Here is a 21,565-nt window from a genome sequence, read left to right on the forward strand (position 1 = left end):
CCATTCTTCACACTAGCGTTATTTGTCCTGTTTTCAAATAGGCATAATATCTTCAAGTTTAAGCTGTAAATTTGGCAAAAGATAAGAGTGAATAGTATCCTTTAAACGATATTGTTGCTGCTGGTACTGTCCGTTAACTAACTGACAGATAGTAATGGTAGGTTGTTTTGGATTGCCAATAAATTGCAAACCACCCAAACCCCGAAAGTCTACAATCCAATATTCTGGAATGTTAAGAAAAGCGTATTCTTCCACCTTTCTTGCGTAATCATCTTGCCAATTTGTACTCACAACTTCAGCAACAAGCTTGATTGTACTGCCGTTACATATAATAGGTTCTTTTTGCCAGAGTGGTTCTTTACTAAGTTCTGCTTGATCTAAAACAATGACATCAGGGCGCAACGCTGTGGCTTCCGCAGCCGGCGGTTTGATCAGGCAAGTTTTTGGAATTAGCCAATTGAAATTAGAACTAAAAATTTCGACATAGATTCTACCTGCAATACTACCAGCTACAGCTTCATGAGGGCCTGTAGGTTCCATGTCTCTGAGTTCTCCATCAATTAGTTCATAACGTGTATTGTCACCATATTGGGCAATAAATTCTTGGAAAGTTAGTATTTTGGGTGGAGTGTAAGTCATGTGTATTTGAGTGTAGTAAATAGAATATATTTCAATCCTTAATAGGGATCAAGAGAAATTTCAACTACAGTTGGGAAGTTGTTGGAAAAATTTGGCTGTTGTTTTAATCCCTAATAGGGAGTAAGAGAAATTTCAACAGGGCAATTTCTAGGCGCTCGCTACTCCTCAAGTTTCAATTCCTAATAGGGAGTAAGAGAAATTTCAACAACCGGATTGGATTTGTTCCGGAGCGTGGCTAATGTTTCAATCCCTAATAGGGAGTAAGAGAAATTTCAACCTCTGACGGAAGAAGCAATCATATTCACTGTAGGTGGTTTCAATCCCTAATAGGGAGTAAGAGAAATTTCAACCTCTGACGGAAGAAGCAATCATATTCACTGTAGGTGGTTTCAATCCCTAATAGGGAGTAAGAGAAATTTCAACGCAAACGAGCGGATTAATGAGGCAAAGGCACGAGTTTCAATCCCTAATAGGGAGTAAGAGAAATTTCAACGATACATACTCAACTGCAACAGAATCAAGCAATCTGTTTCAATCCCTAATAGGGAGTAAGAGAAATTTCAACTTCGTATCAAGGCCATCAATACTTACAATTCCCGTTGTTTCAATCCCTAATAGGGAGTAAGAGAAATTTCAACAAGCTATCAATAGGAGTGCTTTTGAAATATTTATTGTTTCAATCCCTAATAGGGAGTAAGAGAAATTTCAACCTCTTTTTGCGTAGCTTGTCGGAGCAAAAAGGGAACGTTTCAAACCCTAATAGGGAGTAAGAGAAATTTCAACTTTGCTTACTCATTTCAGTATGAGGGGGGTTTGTTGTTTCAATCCCTAATAGGGATTAAGAGAAATTTCAACCACTACTAATCTTGCCCAGGCATCCCTGGATCGCCTGTTTCAATCCCTAATAGGGATTAAGAGAAATTTCAACGACTGATTTTACTATCTAGTTTACAATCGGTGTTTCAATCCCTAATAGGGATTAAGAGAAATTTCAACGTCTCCTAGTCCTTCTCCCAGTCCCTCACCATCTCCTGTTTCAATCCCTAATAGGGATTAAGAGAAATTTCAACGTTAGATGAAGATATTAATACTGTCGTTGGTCTAGTTTCAATCCCTAATAGGGATTAAGAGAAATTTCAACACAAGAGGGTACAAAGTACAATTCAAGAACTAAGTGTTTCAATCCCTAATAGGGATTAAGAGAAATTTCAACTGGCTATTAAGATTTATAAACTTCTTCCTTTTAAGGCGTTTCAATCCCTAATAGGGATTAAGAGAAATTTCAACTAGTGATATCGTTACCTGTAAGTGTTTGTTTTGTCGTTTCAATCCCTAATAGGGATTAAGAGAAATTTCAACATACCATTATATCCTTTTGAATTAGATTAATAGCCAAGTTTCAATCCCTAATAGGGATTAAGAGAAATTTCAACTGCGGAAGCCCGAAAGTCAATCAATATTAGGTTTTCAAGGTTCATTTGCGCGGATGCGGCAATCATAGCATAAGAATTTTGGATTGAGTAGGGTGTAAATGGCTGAAACCTAGACTAGGCAAGGAGCGCGGATGGTTTGTCAGTAAATATTTCTCTAAAACCTTGTGCAGTAGGAAATTCAGCCATTTTTCCCTAAACTGATTTTCCAACACCTACCCATCCGCGCATTCAGCAAAGAAAATACTTTCATCGCGGGGTTGTTCACCACCGATACGTTCGACTTTACCAAAACAGCAGGCGCACATAAAGTAAAAGCGAATACTATCAGTATCAGGTTTAATTAACTTGTTGAGGCGCGATCGCAATTTTGCATATTGAGTATCGGTAAGCTGACACTCAAACACGCTGTACTGCACCCACTGCCCATACGACTTGAGAACTTTGTGGATTTTTGTGCGGCGCTTGTTTTCAGAAATATCATAAGACACAACAACATTCATTAATATTTTTCACCTTCACTACATCACTGTGGAAATAACTTGATTGGGTATCGGGTGTCAGTTACCAGTTATCAGTTTCCCTTCTCTGTTCCCTGTCACCTGTCCCCCTAATCCCTATTTATCCCTTCTGCCTCCTGCCTTCTATTTCAAAACCAAGGGCGGATATTTCTCGGTTTCGCCCATCAAATATTTTGCTAATAATCGTGCTTGCAGTTCAAACGCTTCTTGGTAAGTACATTTACGCCCCATTACCGGATGCTTGAACTCGGATTGCTTTTTCTGTGCGTATAAGCGCAAAAATGTTTTTCGTCCCTCTGGAGTGAGGGAAACGGCATCACTTAATGGTTCTGTGACAAAATCTGTAGGTGTCAAAAACCCTTTATTTAATGCAGATAAAACCACCGTATCTACTACTAACGGGCGAAACTCTTCCATTACATCCAATGCCAGTGATGGTCTACCGTAGCGATCGCAGTGCAAGTATCCTAAATATGGATCAAAGCCGACAATATTAATAGCACCTTGAACATCATGCCGCAATAAGGAATAGCCAAAGCTGAGTAAGGAATTGACTGGATCGGTTGGTGGGCGACGGATACGGGTGTTAAAAGTAAATTCTTTAGCCCGAATCAGTTGGTTGAAGCAGCCAAAATAAGCTGCACTACCCGCACCTTCTAAACCGCGAAGTGAATTAATACTTTGAGTTGTGTCAATGAGTACAATTGCTTGTTCTATGCGCTTGAGATTTTCTGATAAATTTAAATCTGGACATTCACGCTGACGACGGATGAGGCTGTTTCGATAGTTTTTCAGTTTACCGCGTACAAATGCTTGAACTACATGAATGGCTTGGGCTGACTCACCTGCTGCTTGCCATTGTGCCTTACGTACAAAAATGTTTTTGGTTACTTCTGGTTCTAATCGCCCCAAATAACGACCATTTTCTGTGAGAAAAGTCAGGGGAATGTGGCGCTCAAGTAGTTCAGAAATTGTCGCAGGTGAAATTGTAGCACGTCCTAAAACTACAACACCATCTACTTTTATTAACGGCACGTCTAAAATTATCTTTTTATCAAATTTGACGTTGAGACGTTCATCAATTTTGCCGATAAAAGCATCTTCTTGAGTAATGTAAACTGTGCCCATAATTGCATCAAAAATCAGTTATCAGTTATCAAAAATTTCAAATTAGCTGGCTTCTTGATAGCGCCCTAGTTTCTCAGCAGCTTGGGGCAAACATGATGAGTGAAGACTGCACCCATCACAGCGTTTGGTTTTGGCAGGTTTTGGCATCGCGCCTGTAAATAACAATGTTTGAACGGCTGCGATGGTAGCGATCGCGCTTTGACGCAGTTCATCAGTAATTTCGACTAACTGGCGTTGGTGCGAGTGTGCGTAGTAGATATAGCCACTGCTAACACTTTGCCCTGTCATTTCTTCCAAACACAACGCTTGAGCTTTGCCCTGTCATTTCTTCCAAACACAACGCTTGAGCGCAGACTTGTAGTTCATCGTTATCCCATTCGCCTTTTCGTCCCCGTTTATATTCAACTGGATACCATTCGCCCTTTTCGGCTTCGATTAAATCAGCTTTACCGATGAGTTTATATTGTTCAGATTTCAGCCAAATAGCCCTGATTTGCCAAGTTTCTGCTCGATTTCCTTCTCCAACTGTATGGACGCGATCGTGTAAACTTGTACCTTCAATTGTGTATTGGTTATCAATAAATTCTCCTGCACAAAACATTCGCCAGCAGCGGTGCGGGCAATAGGCATATTGGTTTAATGCTGCAATGGGAATGTAGTCAGCTAAGGTTACAGGGAACAGGTGACAGGGGACAGAAGAGATTGAATTTATTGGGTTTTGATTTTTCATTGTGTACCTAAGATTTTATTACGGAGTGAAGTAAGCATTTTGCTGATTTGTGTGATGAGAGATAAAGTTAATTCTGCTTGTGGTTGAGTTACATAATTTAATCTCACAGCCAGCATTAAAAAAGTTTCTGTCTCCATAAGTGAACCTTTCGCTATAGCCAAAAAGTAGGCATAGTCCTTATTTGTTCCTCGTGCGTGTCCTTCTGCAATATTTGCTGGTACTGATGCTGCTGCTTTCGTAATTTGTGAAGTTAATCGATAAGTTTATGTGTGTGGAAATAAGGTAGTTATTTGATAGATTTGAACTACCATATCCATTGCTTTTTGCCACACAATTAAATCTCGATGTGATTCGATTTTCATAGATAAATAGGTGAGAATTTGAGCCTGTTCACAAATAATTTAGGATTCCTCTATAAGTAGTATTCCCACCCATTTATTACCTTTAACCTATCCCCTATCCCCTACACCCTCCTCACCATCCCCATACCCATTGTTGTTTTCCGTCCCACTCCTGCATACAAAGCAAAGTTAGCTAAGGCATTAATTTGCTTAATTACTATCGGTTCAACATCACCTAAAATTCGATAGCTAATTTCACCCACACAACCAATGAATTTGCTGTCATAGTTGCTAACAATTTCTGTATTAATGTTAAAAAAACTGGGAAAAATTGATTCAAAAGAAATGTTGGTAAATTCAATACCACTATATTTGTTCCAACGACTAAGAAGACTGTTGAAAACACATTCTTTGCTGGGAAGAGCAGTATCGTATCCACCTTGACGAAAGGCTACTGGTGTCGCAAAAGAGAAGTTAAGAGTGCGATCGCTCTGGGATGCTTGCTCATATAATTGAGCGTAAGTACAAGCATTTGCCCAAGGTTGCGTTGATTGCGGCGTACCTTGAATGCTAGTGATGTATAAATCTGCCGAACCCAAATGCCAAGGGTGCTTAGGGTTGAGATTTAGCCACAATGAAGTTAGCTTGCTAAACAAAGTGTCATCGAGTAGGGAGATGCGCCACCAGCAGGAAGTACCTGCGAGGATAGGTTTTTGATGTTCCCATTGCAATGTCTGAAATTTTTTCCTACCCTGTTCCCTCAATACTTGCAAAGGCGAAAGAGTAAATGCTTTATCGGCTTTTGAAGAGTGCAGGTAATCTCCCAAAGTTGGATCGACGGAACTGACGAGGGTGAGAAAAAGGGCGTGGAAATGTCTGCCGCTGAGAAATTCAGGGTAAATGGGAGATTGGGGAATGAGGTTGAGGATGAGGCTATGGGGCATATTTTAAAAGTCAAAAGTTAAAAGTCAAAAGTTAAAAACTTATACCAATTCTCTAAAATTCGGCAACAGATTCAAATCTTGAAACCTAGATACAATCTGAATTTCTTAATTGCGAATTGCGAATTGGTATTACTTGCGTTTTTTTGTTGCATACTGAGCAACTCTTGATTCGACAGTAAATTCTGGTATTTCCGCAAGTTCAGTTTCGCTCAAACTATACTGTTCACAAACCAAGCTCAGACGATTTCCTGGGGTTTTGACAGCGTTGACAGAATGGGTTAAATCACCCTGAAAGTACAGTAATGTATTCACTTGAGGCTTAATTTGCCCTAGTTGACGTTTGGGCGATCGCAGTACTAGTTCTCCCCCTTCCATATCTGGTGGTACGCGAACATAGAGAACACTGACTACAGCAGGCGGCTCAATGGTTTTGCAGTAGGATCGCAAAGAGCGATCGATGTGCGGATCGACGCGGGAGCCTTCTTTGAGCAGTAAAGGATTGAGGTAAAAAGCATTACAATTTGCCTGGAGAGCCAAGTCTAGATAAGGCTTAAAGTAGGGAAACTGCTGTGCTACTTGTGGAAGATGCGATCGCACAAACACTACAGAAAATCCCTTAGTACCGACAAAATCGCGGTTGAGGTTGTTGATAGTAAAGTAAGGACAAGCCTGGATTTCTCCCCATAAGTCGTTGAGGTAATTACTGGGGAAGGCGTTGGGTTGTAGTTGGTATTGTTTCACGGGGGTGTGGGAGGAGCGATCGCCTAATAGTGATTAACTGCGAAAACGATATTCCATTTGCGTTGGAATTCTCAAGTCTTTAATACTATCAAATTGGTAGTATTTTCCTTGCATTTTTACATTTTGAATGAGGCTGACTGGAGGCATATTTACCACGTCGTAACTTATAACTCGATTGGTAAACATAACATCCAAAGGATTTAAGGGATGATGACAAGTGAATACATCTGCTTGGATGTTAGGCGATGGTAATTGTTCAACCGTCACTTCAGCTTTGCTCATCCATTTTCCCAAGCGAATCCATTTTGGTAGTTTAAGTTGCTTTTGAGCAATCACAAAAAATTCAAATTGACTTTCCGGCGCAATTTCTTTTGCTCTGCCAAAGCTAGGAATATTCTTTTGGGTTTTCTCCATCTCAACGTGATAGTTGTTGTTGGCATATTTCCAGGTATTGAGAATGGCAGAATGATTAAGCGATCGCGCTGGAGTAACGTAAATAGCCTGTTGATTGAGTGGCGTTAAATGCTCCTCATATTTTGGCACTTGTTCGGGGCAAAAGTAGCGATAGGAATGTTCTTCAGAGACAGTTGTGGAATATTTTTCACTATCAACTAATCCTAGTGCATAACAGAGGGCATAATTGTGAATTATTGGTTCTGTTTCATACAATCGCCCTATTTCACGAGTTGCGTAATAGAGGCTGTCATGTAGTTCTAATTGACAGCGGTAAATAATTGCCATTACTATTACCCCGCTTTGGCAGCAGTTTTCTTCTTACTGATATGTTTATTGGCATAAGCCTTAGCTTCTGCATCAGCTTTTTGCAAAATAGCCTGAATTTCTTTCTCGCTTCCTGTGAGACTTTTAACTTCATTTAGCAGAGGTGTAAAAGCATCACTAATGAAGTCAGTATGAACAATAAATTCATCAGCCATCAATACCTTAATCGCATTTTTAGCAGCAGTAATTACATCATCTTCATCCAGAGGTTCGGGTGGATTTAAAGTATTATTAGCCTTCATCTGATCGTGTATTGCTTGAGTCCATCGCAGATTACTTGTAATTTCTCCATCTGCAAATACAACACCAATTAACTCATTTCTAACACGACCTGTGCGAGTTGTTTGTGCTCCGTAATGGCGAGTTCGTAAGATATTATTAAAAACGTAAAGAAAACTAGCTTCAGTAGGGTCTTTTAACGTGACAATACTAGGGAAGAAAACTTGAGGTCTGATGTGGTCTTGCTGATTAATTCTACTGGTTACTTCACCTGGTTTAGAACCGTTTTCACCCTTAGAAGCCATTGTACCATTTTCAAAAGGTGCGTTGAGAGTAAAAGTTTCGTGAGACTCATCAAACGCTGTAATTGAAAATGCTGTGTCTACTACTACTTTTGATTTTTCAGAACCAGAGTCACCAATAGCAAATCCGTAAATAATACAATCAGGATTATCCATTGCAAAATTTACATTGTATTCGCATTCTTCAGCAGTCATTAAACCATAATTACGTAGTAATTCGCGCCCAACTAAACGCTCTGGTGTAGACTGTTTGCGCTTGAACATTGACAGGCGGCTAATAGTAGTTTTGTCTTTTACTCCGGCTCTTACCCGTGCTTTATTAAGTTCTCCATCTGTCTGAAATAAAGGATAAGATTCGGTAATGCGAATGGTTAAAAAATGGACATATTTACCCATCGGCTTGTAGGGAATTTCAGCTTGAAAGAATTTGGAATCAATTGTTTTTAGAAATGACATAGTTAAATCTCCAAAGAATAATTTGCTAATTGTTGACGTTTCTAAATAAAATCTGCAAGGATTTATATCTACTCATTATCATTGTCTGGTTCAGTAGATTTGTCATCTTTGACTGCGTTTTCTTTGTCATCTTCCAGGCGATATAAGAACTCACAAGTATCTCGAATTAAGTTGAGTTGACGCCCTGCCAAACGAGCGCGATCGCCTGCAAATGACTTCTCAAATACCTCCACTACAAAATATCGTGCAAAATCGAGAACTGCTTGTCGTTCTTCCTCCCGTTTACTCATTACCCAGCGCCCTTCAGCAGTAGAAGAATGAACGCGATCCATGAGTTTAAAAACTTCTGCTGCAACAGCCGCAACTAATGTTTCTCCATTAAATACGCTTAACTCAGCTTTGAGTATAGTTTCCGCTGCAATATCAATCGGTTTCAAAACTGCATTAGATTTGGGATTATAACGCTTATTCGCTCTATAAAAGCGGCGATAAAGCTCTGTTAATTTCTTCGGATGATTGAGACTTGATTCTTCTCCCACAATTAATTCCCCATTGGTATGGTCAAATTTTGCATAAGGGTCAAAACAAGGATAAAAATGATAGGTATAAAGCCGAATTTTTTCAATTCTGGCTGTTTCTACTCCCTGGTTACGTACCCAACGATTGAGATAAGAAAAGACGTAAAGCGGACTAGTTTCAAAGTCCTTTGCTAGTTCCGTAAATCTTCCCCAGTTGGTATCGTAACCAGACTTTCCTTGTCGCGCATTCACATCTAAATGAATGGCGTAAGCAGCAGTTAAGACATTTAAGGGTGCTGGATATTGAGTACCGTTTTCATTCCAACCTTCAAGGATGTAGTCTAAACGAAACCTGTCTCTTCTTACCAAAGCGCGAAAGGCATGAGGCGCACTGTCAAGAAAAACACTTTCTTCAAACTCCGCACCATCATTAAATGGTGGGATTGGCGACTCAGAAACCACTGTTTTAACATCTAAAATCATCGGAAAAGCAAACGCTAACCAGCTAGGCATTACCCAAGATTCTGTATCAGTGCTGTCTCGCCCTGGTGGTAGCGCCATGAAGTAAAATGTTAAAGGCTGGTCTTCAGGATAAGAAAGCTTAAATGTACGGTCTTTTTCAGTATCTAGATTTTCATCTATTAAGAAAGTATCCACACTTTGATAATTTTCCTTATCTAAATGTGCTTGTAAGTCTTTAGTGATGAAATGATTGCGGACGCTAGTATCAAAGCGAGTTTGAGCAATTCCACTGTAAGCTTTCTGCAAAAACTTATTAGTTTCTGGTGTGAAGTAATAAGTCGGATAAAAGTAGAGATAGCGATATTTACCGTCTTCAAATCTTTTACCTACTGCTTGAGTTTGATTCATCAAAATTTGCCTGAGCATCATTTCTACACCTGCAATGCTAGAAATATTGCGCTTGGCATTAGAACCACCCAACATTTGTTTGTTGGTATAAACTTGCGGTGTAAACAAAACTGCTGATTCCATCTGCTCAGTTACTGTGTAAGCAGAGTGAGAAATTGAACAAATTAATTGTCTGCCCCTTCCTGGTTTTTTAGCAGCATTGTAGTTACCTAACTCATTGAGAAAATTATCAGTTTGATTTTGAGATGATGGTTGTTGATTTGTAGTTGGTAACATGACAACTCTTGATACCCATTGTCTTAAATCGTCCCATCCATCAGGTAATTTATATTGTGCTAGTATTGGAGAAATTAAACTTGTCAAAAAGTCAATAACTTGCTTGCAAATTTCCCGTACATCTTCAATACCTGGATGTTCTTCGAGATACTTAGCTGCGAGATAATACCATTCATAAGGTACTCCGCCAGTATTACCTTTTAACTTGTTTTCTTTCAAGCTTTCATTGATGCGCTGAATGTGGCGAATCTGAGGGAGATATTTTGCTAAATTCCAGAATTCAGCTACCTTATGAGTTAAATCAAGAGCAGGTATTTCTGGTAATTTTTTATCTTTTTTGCGAATTGCTTCAATACCATTAACGGTTTCATCCCAAATCTTGCGACTTACTAAATCACCAAATTCTGCTATTTGATCAATACGGATATCATCAGCAAAATTAAAATCAAATTCAGCAGGTAAAACTCCTTGTTTTTGAAACTTGACTAAATTTTCACTGCGGCTTTTGGCAACAGATGCTTTATTAGAACTTAAAATGCGTAATGTTGCATCTAAAGCCACTGGCATTAAGCCTGGAGAATCAAAAAATAAGTTGTAATATTCGGCATATTTCATGCCTTTACCATCTCTACCAAATCCTGTTTGCCTTAGTTTTAACTGTCCTGCACAAAGGGATTTAATATTATTAACTACAAGGTCTGGTAAATCTTTTGCTGAGATAGGAGGAGCATTACGTGCAGCTAAGTAAATCACGCCTGTTGGCAGATATAGTAAAGGTTCATAGTATGTATCCTCATCAGTATTGAGGCTAGTATAAGCTTGAATTACAGCATTGTTCACAACATTAGTTAAAACACCCCGATTCTCAGCAATGCGATGATAGGTAAATTTCAATTGCCCATCACTAAGATTATGAATAATTTCTTGCAGTCTGGGATTTTCTGCATCCTGGGGATGTTTAACAATTGAGGCGAGAGAATCAGCCAAACAAGTTAAATCTGATAAACTACGAATTGTACGGTCTTTGAGAACGGGATTTAACCCAAATTCAGAAAAATTCCAATTAGTATCCCAGCGACGTTGTGCATTGTAAGCCATGCACAACAAGTCATCGATATACTCTTTGTAATCTTCTGGATTATCTGGATTGATAAAGCTATCAAGTCCTAACTGTCTGATTTTTTTATCAATAATTTGGCGATGTTCTGCTAACGGTAACTTGCGGCAATTTTCTGGTACATCAGGAAATTTTTCAAAGTCATGTAAAATGAAACCAGCAATTACTAAGCGTCGTTCTCGTTCTCGTATTACCCGCCGGATAGTTGTATCTAGATTTTCTAACCGCTTTTCAATTAAATTTGTAGGAAATAAACCATTAAGTAAGTGTGTATTTAGTGATTGATCGGCAGCGTTATCTCGCCTAACTTTAGTTTTACCTTCCGCTTCTCGTTTTTGGTCAATTTCATCAAAGAATTTACCACCTTTAGCAGTCACACCAATCGCTATCCCCAAAAGATTGGGTAAAACATACTCGGCAAAATCTGCCATGACTTGATCGCCTGGATTTTGTGCCTGAATAGCTTCACGCAATAGCTTAAGTGTGAGTAATTGTCCTTGTGCTTCGATAGTGCGATCGCTATCACTATCAAAACCAAAATCATCCGATAACCAATCTTCATCTACTGTTTCAGGATTTGAATCATTTCCTGTTTCTAAAATTGATAATTGTTGATATTCATCTGAAGTTTTACTTTTTTTAGCCATTTTATTCACTTAATTAATTAAATAGGAATTCACTTGTCTGACATAAAGTGGATATTGCTGTAGTTTTGTGAATAATCGTCAACATTCATTTGCTCACTTTAGAATTTTATTCAAATCCTTCCAGTAATTTAGCAACTTGCTCTGGAGATGGAAGCTGATTTTCTAGTTCTTGAGGTAGTGCGGAAACTATTTGATAAGTTCCTACACCAATTGGTTTGTTAGATTCCTTCAAGGCATATTCAACAATAGTTCTCTGTTTAGACTTGCAAAGAATAATCCCAATGGAAGGATTTTCATCAGGCAGCTTTACCTTGTCATCTAAAACAGCTAAATAAAATTGCATCTTGCCGATATATTCAGGTAAAAACTTACCAATTTTCAGTTCTATTGCTACGAGGCATTTTAAACGACGATGATATAATAAAATATCTATAAAATATTCTTCATCATCAATTTCTAATCGATATTGACTACTGATAAACGCAAATAGACCGCCCATTTCTTGTAAAAATGGTTCAACTCTGGTTAAAATTGCCTCTTCTAGCTGTCGTTCACTATGTTCATCTGCTAATTCCAAAAAATCAAAAGTATATTCATCTTTAACAGCTAGTTTTAATTGGTTACGAATTTCGGCTGGTACAGTCTGGTCAAAGTTAGTCTGATTAAGCAGAGTTTTTTCATAAGTTTTATTTTCAATTTGGTGAACTAAAACATTTTTTGTCCAACCAAATTTGCGAGTCATTCTGATATAAAACTCTCGTTCTATGTCATCTTTGCACTTCTCTAAAATGACTATATTGTGAGTCCATCCAATTTCTGCCACCAATGGTGGCAGAATTTCTTTAGAGTAGTAAGCCAGGTAAAAATCTCGCATTCTCCAAATGTTACGAGCAGAAAATCCACTAATTCCAGGAAACTCTGCTTGCAAATCTTTTGCTAACTGTTCAACTACCGATTTACCCCAGCCTACTTCCTGCTGTCGGGTAAAAATCATCTGTCCAATATCCCAGTAGAGGTTTATCAGTTCCCGATTAACTGCTTTTAGTGCTTCATACTGGGCTGAACGAATCCGCTGTTTTATTTCCATTAGTAAATCTGTGTAATTATCTGAAATGGGGTTACTCATAACGGAAAAGGTTCAACTCGCTCATGGCTAACTAACTGACGCGCATAAACTAAACAAGCTTGTACATCTTCTCGTTCTAACCAGGGATAGCCCTCTAGCAAGGTTTCGATAGTGTCTCCCGCCGCGAGCATTTCTAAAACGTGTTCAACCGCTAGGCGGCGATCTCGAATAATTGGTTTACCGCCAAATATTTTGGGGTTGACTGTGATTCTTTCCAAAAGTTGTTGTTCGTTCATAACTAACCTCCAAAGATTTTGAAGTTTTTTGACTACTCCTTCTGAGTAGGAGGGAAGAGGGAAGCTTGATTAAAACTTACTGTTTTAAGATGTAGCGTTCTAAGTGACTTACTCAACCATCAGCCAAGCTGTTGGGGATTAAGACTGCTTACGCCTGAGCTTAATACCGCAAGCTGGTGCTTCCCTCTTGCAAGGGAATTCTCTAATTTAGCTAGAGAATTCCCCAGCAGATAACCTATCGAATCGGTTATGCTGCTAACAAACGATACTCAAATTGATTGTGAGCAACTTGCCTTTTCTCAACAAGGAAGCCTTTCTTACGAGCTTCAAACACAGTGTGTCCAAATCGAAAACTAACATTTGCTGCTAGTTCATCGCTTGAATGCCAATTACCGTCCTTGAGGATTGCAATCAATTTCTCAAGGTTTGTTGATTTGACAAGCATAGTATTCTCCTAATTTATAAGTTTTGACATACAACCATAGCAGCCAAAACGCTTGTTATATAAGGACTTCAGCGATTTGTATAATCTGACGCTACTCAATGCGATAGCTCTTGTCAAGCATTTAAATAAGATCTGACTTATTCAACCCCTTATAAGCGTTGACTTATTCAACCTCTTATGAAATCCTTTTATATATGGAGTCTTACGCGCACAAAAAACAATCCTTTAAAATCCCTATTAGGGATTGAAACGAATAAGTCTGTGCTTAAAACCGTAAGCTTTTTCTCCGTTGCATTGACCAAAATCCCTATGAGGGATTGAAACCTCACGCAACCCATATCTCATCTCCTTTGCTTTTAAACGTATAAGCAAGCGTATCTAGCAGCAGTGCAGAGTGACCAAAAGCGATCGCATACGGTGCGTTAGCATCATGAAAGCTGTAGCGATCGCTAATTGGATAAATCTGAAAGTGCATTGGCAAACTTAACCGCATTCGCACTTGGGCAACTGGACGACGAATCACATAACAAACCAAACCTTCTTTTTTCAGGCGTTTGTTAATTTCCCCAATCCAGTAGTTTTCAGGTTGCCAAATTTCTACACCCTTTAAAACCTGAACCTTCCAAGCATCGGCAATTGCCTGTAAATCCCCAGAATAGGTAAATTTCCAGTTCAGCCGTTCCTCGCGGTAAGAACGCAACTTCATAAATGCTAGACAGTGAGCAAATCTACCTTTGGCAATGGGTTGTCCGATGCGTTGTGCGGTTTCTTTCAGTGTCCGCATAAACGCCGCTTCTGTCCACATTTCAATTTCTAAATTACTTAAAATTCCAGGTAAATCGTAGGTTTTAAACCTGTCTGCTTCGTTTACTTCCATTAAATCGTATAAACCACATTGCAGAGAGGTAGTACCCCGAAAACTAGCAGCATCCTCAGCAATGGGATTTCCTGATTTACCTGAAAGCGCTTGCCAGTCTTTTGTCCATGCTTGAATACGTCCGGCTATAGATTTCAAACTAGTCTCAAATACTTCTTCACAAGCTGCTTGAAACTGCTCTCGACTTTGGGCATACTGTTGTTTAATTGTGCGATCGCTCAATTGATAACACAACCAAAACGACTGCACTGCACCCCAACGGCGATAGTAGCCATGAAAATCATTAATTTGGCGATATTGCTCTTTAATCGTGTTTTGCATAAACAGGCGATCGCAAATACAATTAACTGTTAAAGGTGGAGACTCTATCTGAAATAAACGCTCTACTAAAAAATTAGGAACAAGAGCATAAGCTGTGAAGTTTTCAAATTTGATTTGTTGACCATTTTTTTCATATCCATCATGTCTGCCTAACCTTCCTAAGCGTTGGATAAAGTTACCTGCATCTGATGATTCAAAAATCAAAAAATTAATTTTAAAGTCAACACCAACATCAATTGTACTAGTGCCAATAACTAAATCAGCAGCAAGGCTTTGCTCTTTTTCACCTTTACCAGATAAACCTGTATTTTCTCCTACTCTTAAGCCATGAGGCTGTAAAATTTCTTGAAAAAATGGAGTGAGTCGCTTGACTGCTGCAATGGAATTGAGAATAATTGCGCCTTTACTCCCTGGATATTGCTTAAATTGACTCAAAATCAGATTACTATTTTCTTTTAACCAAGTTTCAAAAGCTTTAAAAGTAGGTTCTAAGGGAATAAAATTTAGTGAAATTGCTCGCGCTACTTGCCGCCATCCCTGCGATCGCAGCTGCTGTTCTTGTTGTGGAGTATCAGGAAACTGATATTTATTTTGTTCTTGTGGATTGATTTCTCGACAACGAAACCCTGCTGTTTCTAATTTAGAAATTAAATTTTTATCAGGTGTAGCAGAAAGAAACAAGAATTTCTTGCGGCGATTTGTACAGCGAATTAATAGCATTGTATTAATAACACTAGCTATCTGGGGAGCCGCAAAAACATGAAATTCATCAAATATAAATAAGTCAAAGTCTTTATCAATTCTTCCCCATAATTTATCTGGGCTATCACCGTGAATAATATAAGCACCGCGATGTAAGTAATGGAAAATATCAGGGTTGGTTAATAATGCTTCTCGTTGACTTGTGAGAGTTGCGATCGCTGCACTTTTTTTCAAGCCTTCATTTTCTGCATAAATTTCTAAATCAGCCCCACTTAGTCGCACTACACGCGGTTTATCTCTAGGCTGGAATTCTTCAACATAACCTTTAATCTGCGTTTCTTGATCGCGAGCAAGTTCATTAGTTGGGTAAAGTCCGATAGCAGAAAATTCACCTTGAAAAACTTCTAAATAAGCAGCCAAACTTTTACCATCGCCTGTCATGGCAGTGTTGAACACTACATCAATATTTGGATCGCGTAACGCCTTTAATGTTGCTGCTTGATGCCAAGAAAGTGACCAATCTTTAGGTAATTTCACCCCGTCGGGTGCGGGGACGGTTTGAGAATAAACGGGTTTGAGAGTAATTTTGTAACTTTCGGACATACACTTAAATAGTGTCCGTAATTAGTTGTTAAAAACTATATTGGCACGCAAAATAGGGGTTGACAAGATATATCAATATAAAAGTGTATATATCAATATAAAAGTGTCCGTATAAAAATGAGTCGAAAAGGTCAATCAATTACACTCTCGATATCAGAACGCGACAAAGCCGAACTAGAAGCGATCGCTCTTGAATTCGGTATGATGTGGGGTGATCGCCCGAATATCTCCAAGCTGATAGAAGCGATCGCTCGTCGTCAGCTCATACTCGGTCATAATAATAATTGGTCAGAGGCAAGGATAAGAGCATTACATCGTTGTATCTCTGCTTTGACGGACATTGGACAAATTGAACAAGCTCAAGTTATTGCAAACTTGCTTCTGGAACGCAGCGAATTATCATTACCACTGCGAAATGAAACAGAACGTTTTTTGGAGAACTCACCCCCTCCTTGGCGTTTGGATATTGATCGTTATATCAAACGAGAGCAACCTTTTCAGCTTTCCTATCAAGATGCGACAGGGCGTGTATGGAATTTTACGGTTCGCTATGCCAAAGTATCACCGCACGAAAAGCGTCAATACCTTGATTGCTGGTGTGAAGAGACAGAAGGAAATTTCGATGTGGAAGAACTCCATCATAATTGGAGTTTGCGTTTAGATCGGATACAGGATGCGGCTGTGATGCCTATTTCTGGCAAGTGGCGATCGCAATTAGATGAAATGGATGTAGAAATGCACTTATTAGGTAACTTAGCTTTTGCTTACCAAGCTAAACCAGAAGACAAGACAAGTGAATGGATAACAGAAACACAACGTGTGCGGCGAGTAGTTAGAGGCGTGTCGAATACCTTTTGGTTTATCCGCGAAGTTATGCAGTATACGCCAGACTGTGCAGTAGTGTCACCTGATTCGGTGCGATCGCTTGTCCGTGAAAAACTCAAAACCCTTTGCCAGCTTTATGATTTGGAGGTTTTTTCCTGAGAGCGTGCGTTCTTAACGTAGAGGTAAGAGGGCAATAGTGTCAAAAATTATTTAAGTTCTCGCAGCAACACAGACAACTCGAAAACCGATGTCAAAGTTTGGATTGTCGGTAGCGTACCAGTAGCGACAAGCTGAACGGCAGACTTTCTGAGGGTTGAGCCACGAATGACCAGGTAGTCTTTTCCTGTTGAGTTTGATAGTCTTTCACAAAATTCTACCGCTTCATCCCACGACATTGACTCGACTGGTAAATCATCTCCTTTAAAATTAAGATGGATCGGGGTTGAGTTTGCGGTTAACTTGCTCTAAAGTCGCTACGGCTCGCTACTGTGCTTGGGTGATAGGGTAAGTGCTAAGAATAGCCTCACACAATTTCTTTTGATCGCATTCAATTACTGTAGCAGCGACGAAAACTCGTGTCTACATCTTTGCGGCAATTCTCCCCGTTCTACCTTCACTAGGTTATCCCTTGCAGCAATGGGTAACGAGGGTACAAATGTTTTGCCTCAGCAGTTTTGTTCGCAAGCCCCAATACTTACCCAACTACTAGAACCATCTTGCCAATGCTCTTTTTTCCATATGGGTGCATTGTGCTTTAAGGTATCAATTGCATAGCGACAAGCTGCAAACGCTTCGGAACGATGGGGACAACCTACCGCTACTAAAACACTGATTTCGCCAATTTGCAAATGTCCAATTCGATGGTGAATTACCACGCGACTCACATCTGCCCATTTTTGTCGAATTTCCTCAGCAATTTGGTAAAATATGCGCAGCGCCATCGGTTCGTAAGCTTGATACTCTAGGGCAACTACAGATCTACCATCAGTTTGATTGCGAACCATTCCACTCATGAGCACCACTGCACCATTTGCTGGATCGTCGGCTAATTTATAGACTTCTTCAATAGACAATGGAGCAAAGCAAATTGCAAAGCTATCTTCATTTCTGGGTTTCACAATAGAAGTAAGTGTAGTTATCATAAGCAATCAAAATGAAGAAAATGCTCAGTTTAATCAATAGTTCACAATAGTATTGACTTGATTTATACAATCAAGAGTCTGTACAAACTAGCTCTAGGAAAGCTTTATATTTATATTTTGCTAATTAAGAGCTTAAAAACAAGTTACTAATAATTACGCTAGATAAGTTTTTTTGCGTAAATGTACTTGAGTTAGACAGTTACTTTGTCATCTTCCTTCAGGCATATTACTATAAGTAAGTGACAAAGTTATCTAAATTATTTTTTGAAATAATTATTTAAGTAAATTGACTCAGTTAATCAAGTGTAGTAAACGCCTAGTAAAGGAGCATACTAGTAACCTTTTTAGCTTAAATCGCTAAGTAGATTATTCATGAGAGCAAAGCACACAAGATTATAACTTTACCAACCTAACATCTTTGGCTACATGAAATTTGATTTTTTGAGTTTAACTGAACTGTGGTGAGATGAAAAGTGCAGTCAACGCTTAGTTAATTAAGAAGTAAAATTCTTGATTTAGTTAACAAAAGGGTCAATGTATATGGCAGTCGTAAGGAAATTAATCACTGTTATCTTTTTCTTACCCCATTAATTGCCCGACTCCCAGGATTTAGATCATCGTGAGTTACAAGCACAACAGCGGTAATTCATCAGTAACGAGAATAGCCTATGAAAACTTTAGTACAAAATCATCATGAAGTGAAGAGGATAAAGGTTCTTCGTCAATATCAAATTCTAGACACGTTACCAGAACAGGCATTTGATGATTTAGCATTTTTAGCTGCCCAGATTTGCCAAACACCGATCGCTTTGATTAACCTCATTGATGTCAATCGTCAGTGGTTCAAAGCCAAAGTGGGCATTAATGTACAGGAAATGCCGATTAATATGGGCTTTGCCCCCATTTGTATGCATTTGGGTGATGTTTTGATTATTCCCGATACCTTAGCTGATGAACGCTTCGCCACAAATCCTGTAGTCACGTCTGACCCATATGTAAGATTTTACACTGGAATACCATTAATATCTCCGGAGGGAGTAGCGATCGGAGCACTGTGTGTAGCAGATCGTATTCCACGAGAAATTACCCCAGAGCAAGTAGAAGCACTAAAGGCTATTAGCCGTTTGGTAATTAGACAATTAGAACTGCGGCGTAATCTTGGTGAACTAATTGAAATCAAAACAGAGTACCAACAGGCACAAACAGCACTCCAGCAAAGCGAATGTACTCTGCGCAGTTTTTTTGACAGTACACCGATGATGATGGGAGTTGTAGAACTCCAAGACAATGACATCCTGCATATTTCTGATAATGTTACAAGTGCAAAATTTTTTGGTCAAACACCAGAAGCAATGCGAAATCGCCTAGAAAGCGAAATCGGGATGCCACAACAGCAGGTGTGGGAGTGGATTGAATACTATCGTGAGGCAGAACGCACTAAATTACCTGTTAGCTTTGAATATCCTCACGATACTCACCAAGGAAAGAAATGGCTGAGAACAACAGTTTCATCGATCGGCGCGTGTAGCAAATGTGTTAAGCAATTTGCCTATGTAGTAGAAGATATTACCGAACGCAAGCAAGCCGAAGATAATTTACGCTGGCAAGAAGCGCTCTTACGTTCCATGACTAGCGTTTCGCCACTAGCTTTTTATGTTGTAGACAACCGTACAGATAATATCTTGTATTTCAATGATCGCTTCTGCGAAATTTGGGGCATCCAACACCTAAAAGAGCAGATGGTATCCGGCAAATTGAAAAATCAGGATATTATTCCCGATTGTCTGGAGTTGGTTTTGGATATTCCTGTCTTTGCCGAGTCATGCAAACCTTTGCAAAGCGAAGAGAATCGTTCAGTTGTAGAAGATGAGATTTTGTTTACTAACGGGCGTGTGATCCGGCGTTTCTCCACTCAAGTTCGAGATGCTAGCGATCAGTATTTTGGCCGTTTGTATATCTTTGAAGATATTACTGCCCGCAAACAAGCAGAACAGCAAGTACGTGAGCAAGCCGCATTACTGGATGTCACCACAGATGCAATTATTGTCAGAGATTTATCCAACAAAATTTTATTGTGGAACAAAAGCGCTGAGAACCTTTACGGCTGGTGCGCCCAAGAAGCAATAGGCAAGTATGCCAATGAACTTTCAGATCACGAACCCTCACCACTACAAGAAATTCATCAAACCGTTTTAGAACACGGCTCTTGGCAAGGTGAGTTGCTTAAAACTACAAAATTTGGCAAAGAAATTATTGTTGAAAGTTGCTGGACATTAGTATGCGATGAAAATCTACAACCAAAATCAATTCTTGTGGTTGATACAGATATTACGCAAAAGAAACTACTAGAAAAGCAATTTTTACGCAATCAGCGCATGGAGAGTATTGGTACCCTTGCCAGTGGTATCGCTCACGATCTCAACAATGTGCTGTCACCAATTTTGATGTCAGTACAACTTTTACAAACTAGCTGTCGCGAACAACGCGATCGCCAAATTTTATCGATCATAGAAACCAATGTCAAACGTGGTGCAAATTTAGTTAAGCAAGTACTGGCTTTTGCACGCGGCATCGAAGGCGATCGCACCGTGTTGCAGGTTAAACACCTGATTTTAGAAATACAGCAAATAGTCGAACAAACATTTCCCAAATCAATTACCCTCGAAACAGAAATTAAACCTGAGTTATGGAATGTTTGTGGTGACACTACCCAATTGCATCAGGTATTGATTAATTTGTGTCTCAATGCTCGTGATGCTATGCCTAGTGGCGGTACTTTGAAAATTTCTGCTCAAAATATTTTCATTGACGAAAATTATACCAGAGTCCATTTAGATGCCGAGGTTGGCTACTATATCGTTTTGAGTGTTGCAGATACAGGAATAGGCATACCTAGCGAATTACTGGATAGAATTTTTGAGCCATTCTTTACAACAAAAGAGCTTGGGAAAGGTACCGGACTAGGACTCTCAACAGTAATGGGTATTATTAAAGGACATGGTGGTTTTGTCACTGTGTCTAGTTGCCCTGGTAAAGGTACAAAATTTAAAGTGTATTTGCCAGCAATTCAAACAGATACAATCCAACTACCAGAAGACTTGGAAGTACCAACCGGAAACGGACAATATATTTTGGTTGTAGATGATGAATCTGCGGTAAGGGAAATTACGGCAACTTCTTTGCAAGAACATAATTATAAAGCACTTGTTGCCAGTGACGGGATTGAGGCAGTAGCGCTCTACGCTCAATATAAAGACAAAATTAGTGGAGCAATTATAGATATGATGATGCCAAACATGGATGGAACAACCACTATCAATACATTACAAAAAATGAATCCACTGCTACCGATTGTTGCTGTCAGCGGTTTGGCAACCAGTGAACAAATACCACAACTCAACAACAGTAAACGTCCTGTCTTTTTATCAAAGCCTTACACAGCACAGGAATTATTAAAAACATTGCATTCAGTTATTAGTTAATTAGTGGCGTTGTGTTAGCTAGCGTCTTCTCGCAGAGTAACCCTTCTTGCAGGGTAGGTAGACAGAAGGAAAGTTTTGTTATCTATTCTGTTATACGTATTTCAGTCAAGGCTACTGAGTAACTAATGACTAATGACTAAATAACAC

16 protein-coding genes, 2 pseudogenes and 1 CRISPR repeat array are annotated in these 21,565 nt (G+C 39.2%); of the genes and pseudogenes, 2 read left to right on the plus strand and 16 right to left on the minus strand.

Annotated elements, in window-relative coordinates; genetic code table 11:
- Positions 1-33 precede the first annotated feature (33 nt).
- The 14 genes and pseudogenes from U2718_RS01690 to cas3 all read right to left on the minus strand — a co-directional run bounded on the left by U2718_RS01690 (position 34) and on the right by cas3 (position 15,969).
- Positions 34-639 carry a Uma2 family endonuclease gene (locus U2718_RS01690; RefSeq protein ID WP_341999645.1) on the minus strand — a complete coding sequence of 202 codons (606 nt, stop codon included), beginning with the start codon at positions 637-639 and terminating at the stop codon, positions 34-36.
- A gap of 28 nt (positions 640-667) precedes the next feature.
- A CRISPR array of direct repeats spans positions 668-2,072; the repeat unit is 37 nt; unit sequence GTTTCAATCCCTAATAGGGATTAAGAGAAATTTCAAC.
- 212 nt (positions 2,073-2,284) lie between these two features.
- On the minus strand, positions 2,285-2,572 hold the full coding sequence (gene cas2, locus U2718_RS01695; RefSeq protein ID WP_341999647.1) for a CRISPR-associated endonuclease Cas2: 288 nt from the start codon (positions 2,570-2,572) through the stop codon (positions 2,285-2,287).
- 141 nt (positions 2,573-2,713) lie between these two features.
- Positions 2,714-3,718 (minus strand): type I-D CRISPR-associated endonuclease Cas1d, encoded by a 1,005-nt coding sequence (gene cas1d, locus U2718_RS01700; RefSeq protein WP_341999649.1) that lies wholly within the window; start codon positions 3,716-3,718, stop codon positions 2,714-2,716.
- A gap of 42 nt (positions 3,719-3,760) precedes the next feature.
- Positions 3,761-4,448 (minus strand): annotated as a pseudogene (gene cas4, locus U2718_RS01705) (CRISPR-associated protein Cas4).
- Positions 4,445-4,810 (minus strand): annotated as a pseudogene (locus tag U2718_RS01710) (four helix bundle protein). Before U2718_RS01710 ends, cas4 begins: the two co-directional pseudogenes overlap by 4 nt.
- A gap of 101 nt (positions 4,811-4,911) precedes the next feature.
- Entirely contained in the window at positions 4,912-5,733 is an 822-nt protein-coding gene (cas6, locus tag U2718_RS01715) for a CRISPR-associated endoribonuclease Cas6 (protein ID WP_341999651.1), read from the minus strand.
- 129 nt (positions 5,734-5,862) lie between these two features.
- Positions 5,863-6,474, minus strand: a complete 612-nt coding sequence (locus U2718_RS01720) for a 2OG-Fe(II) oxygenase (RefSeq protein WP_341999653.1) — start codon at positions 6,472-6,474, stop codon at positions 5,863-5,865.
- A 33-nt stretch (positions 6,475-6,507) separates the two neighbouring features.
- Positions 6,508-7,215 carry a type I-D CRISPR-associated protein Cas5/Csc1 gene (gene cas5d / locus U2718_RS01725; RefSeq protein WP_341999655.1) on the minus strand — a complete coding sequence of 236 codons (708 nt, stop codon included), beginning with the start codon at positions 7,213-7,215 and terminating at the stop codon, positions 6,508-6,510.
- Between the two features lie 5 nt (positions 7,216-7,220).
- Positions 7,221-8,231: a type I-D CRISPR-associated protein Cas7/Csc2 gene (gene cas7d, locus U2718_RS01730; protein ID WP_341999657.1), complete on the minus strand. Its 1,011-nt coding sequence runs from the start codon at positions 8,229-8,231 to the stop codon at positions 7,221-7,223.
- A 68-nt stretch (positions 8,232-8,299) separates the two neighbouring features.
- Positions 8,300-11,659 carry a type I-D CRISPR-associated protein Cas10d/Csc3 gene (cas10d, locus tag U2718_RS01735; RefSeq protein WP_341999659.1) on the minus strand — a complete coding sequence of 1,120 codons (3,360 nt, stop codon included), beginning with the start codon at positions 11,657-11,659 and terminating at the stop codon, positions 8,300-8,302.
- Between the two features lie 106 nt (positions 11,660-11,765).
- A complete protein-coding gene (locus tag U2718_RS01740) occupies positions 11,766-12,785 on the minus strand; it encodes a YhcG family protein (RefSeq protein ID WP_341999661.1) in 1,020 nt (339 codons plus the stop codon).
- Positions 12,782-13,021, minus strand: coding sequence for a DUF433 domain-containing protein (locus tag U2718_RS01745; protein ID WP_341999663.1), 240 nt, complete (start codon positions 13,019-13,021; stop codon positions 12,782-12,784). The genes U2718_RS01740 and U2718_RS01745 overlap by 4 nt, the downstream gene beginning before the upstream one ends.
- A 247-nt stretch (positions 13,022-13,268) precedes the next feature.
- The gene (locus U2718_RS01750) at positions 13,269-13,466 is read right to left on the minus strand and encodes a hypothetical protein (protein ID WP_341999666.1); all 198 of its coding nucleotides are present in this window, start codon (positions 13,464-13,466) and stop codon (positions 13,269-13,271) included.
- Positions 13,467-13,791: 325 nt separating this feature from the next.
- On the minus strand, positions 13,792-15,969 hold the full coding sequence (cas3, locus tag U2718_RS01755; RefSeq protein WP_341999668.1) for a type I-D CRISPR-associated helicase Cas3': 2,178 nt from the start codon (positions 15,967-15,969) through the stop codon (positions 13,792-13,794).
- 117 nt (positions 15,970-16,086) lie between these two features.
- On the opposite strand from cas3, the gene U2718_RS01760 reads away from it, so the two are divergent.
- Positions 16,087-16,953 (plus strand): WYL domain-containing protein, encoded by an 867-nt coding sequence (locus tag U2718_RS01760; RefSeq protein WP_341999670.1) that lies wholly within the window; start codon positions 16,087-16,089, stop codon positions 16,951-16,953.
- A gap of 47 nt (positions 16,954-17,000) precedes the next feature.
- Here U2718_RS01760 and U2718_RS01765 read toward each other — a convergent pair whose 3' ends face one another.
- Together U2718_RS01765 and U2718_RS01770 are read right to left on the minus strand one after the other, a co-directional pair.
- Positions 17,001-17,189 (minus strand): hypothetical protein, encoded by a 189-nt coding sequence (locus tag U2718_RS01765; RefSeq protein ID WP_341999672.1) that lies wholly within the window; start codon positions 17,187-17,189, stop codon positions 17,001-17,003.
- 270 nt (positions 17,190-17,459) lie between these two features.
- Entirely contained in the window at positions 17,460-17,936 is a 477-nt protein-coding gene (locus tag U2718_RS01770) for a molybdenum cofactor biosynthesis protein MoaE (protein WP_341999674.1), read from the minus strand.
- Between the two features lie 668 nt (positions 17,937-18,604).
- Here U2718_RS01770 and U2718_RS01775 point away from each other — a divergent pair.
- Positions 18,605-21,418 carry a PAS domain S-box protein gene (locus U2718_RS01775; RefSeq protein WP_341999676.1) on the plus strand — a complete coding sequence of 938 codons (2,814 nt, stop codon included), beginning with the start codon at positions 18,605-18,607 and terminating at the stop codon, positions 21,416-21,418.
- Positions 21,419-21,565 lie beyond the last annotated feature (147 nt).

Origin of the sequence: Chlorogloeopsis sp. ULAP02, from assembly GCF_038404745.2 — a bacterium.
Taxonomy (GTDB): Bacteria; Cyanobacteriota; Cyanobacteriia; order Cyanobacteriales; family Nostocaceae; genus Chlorogloeopsis.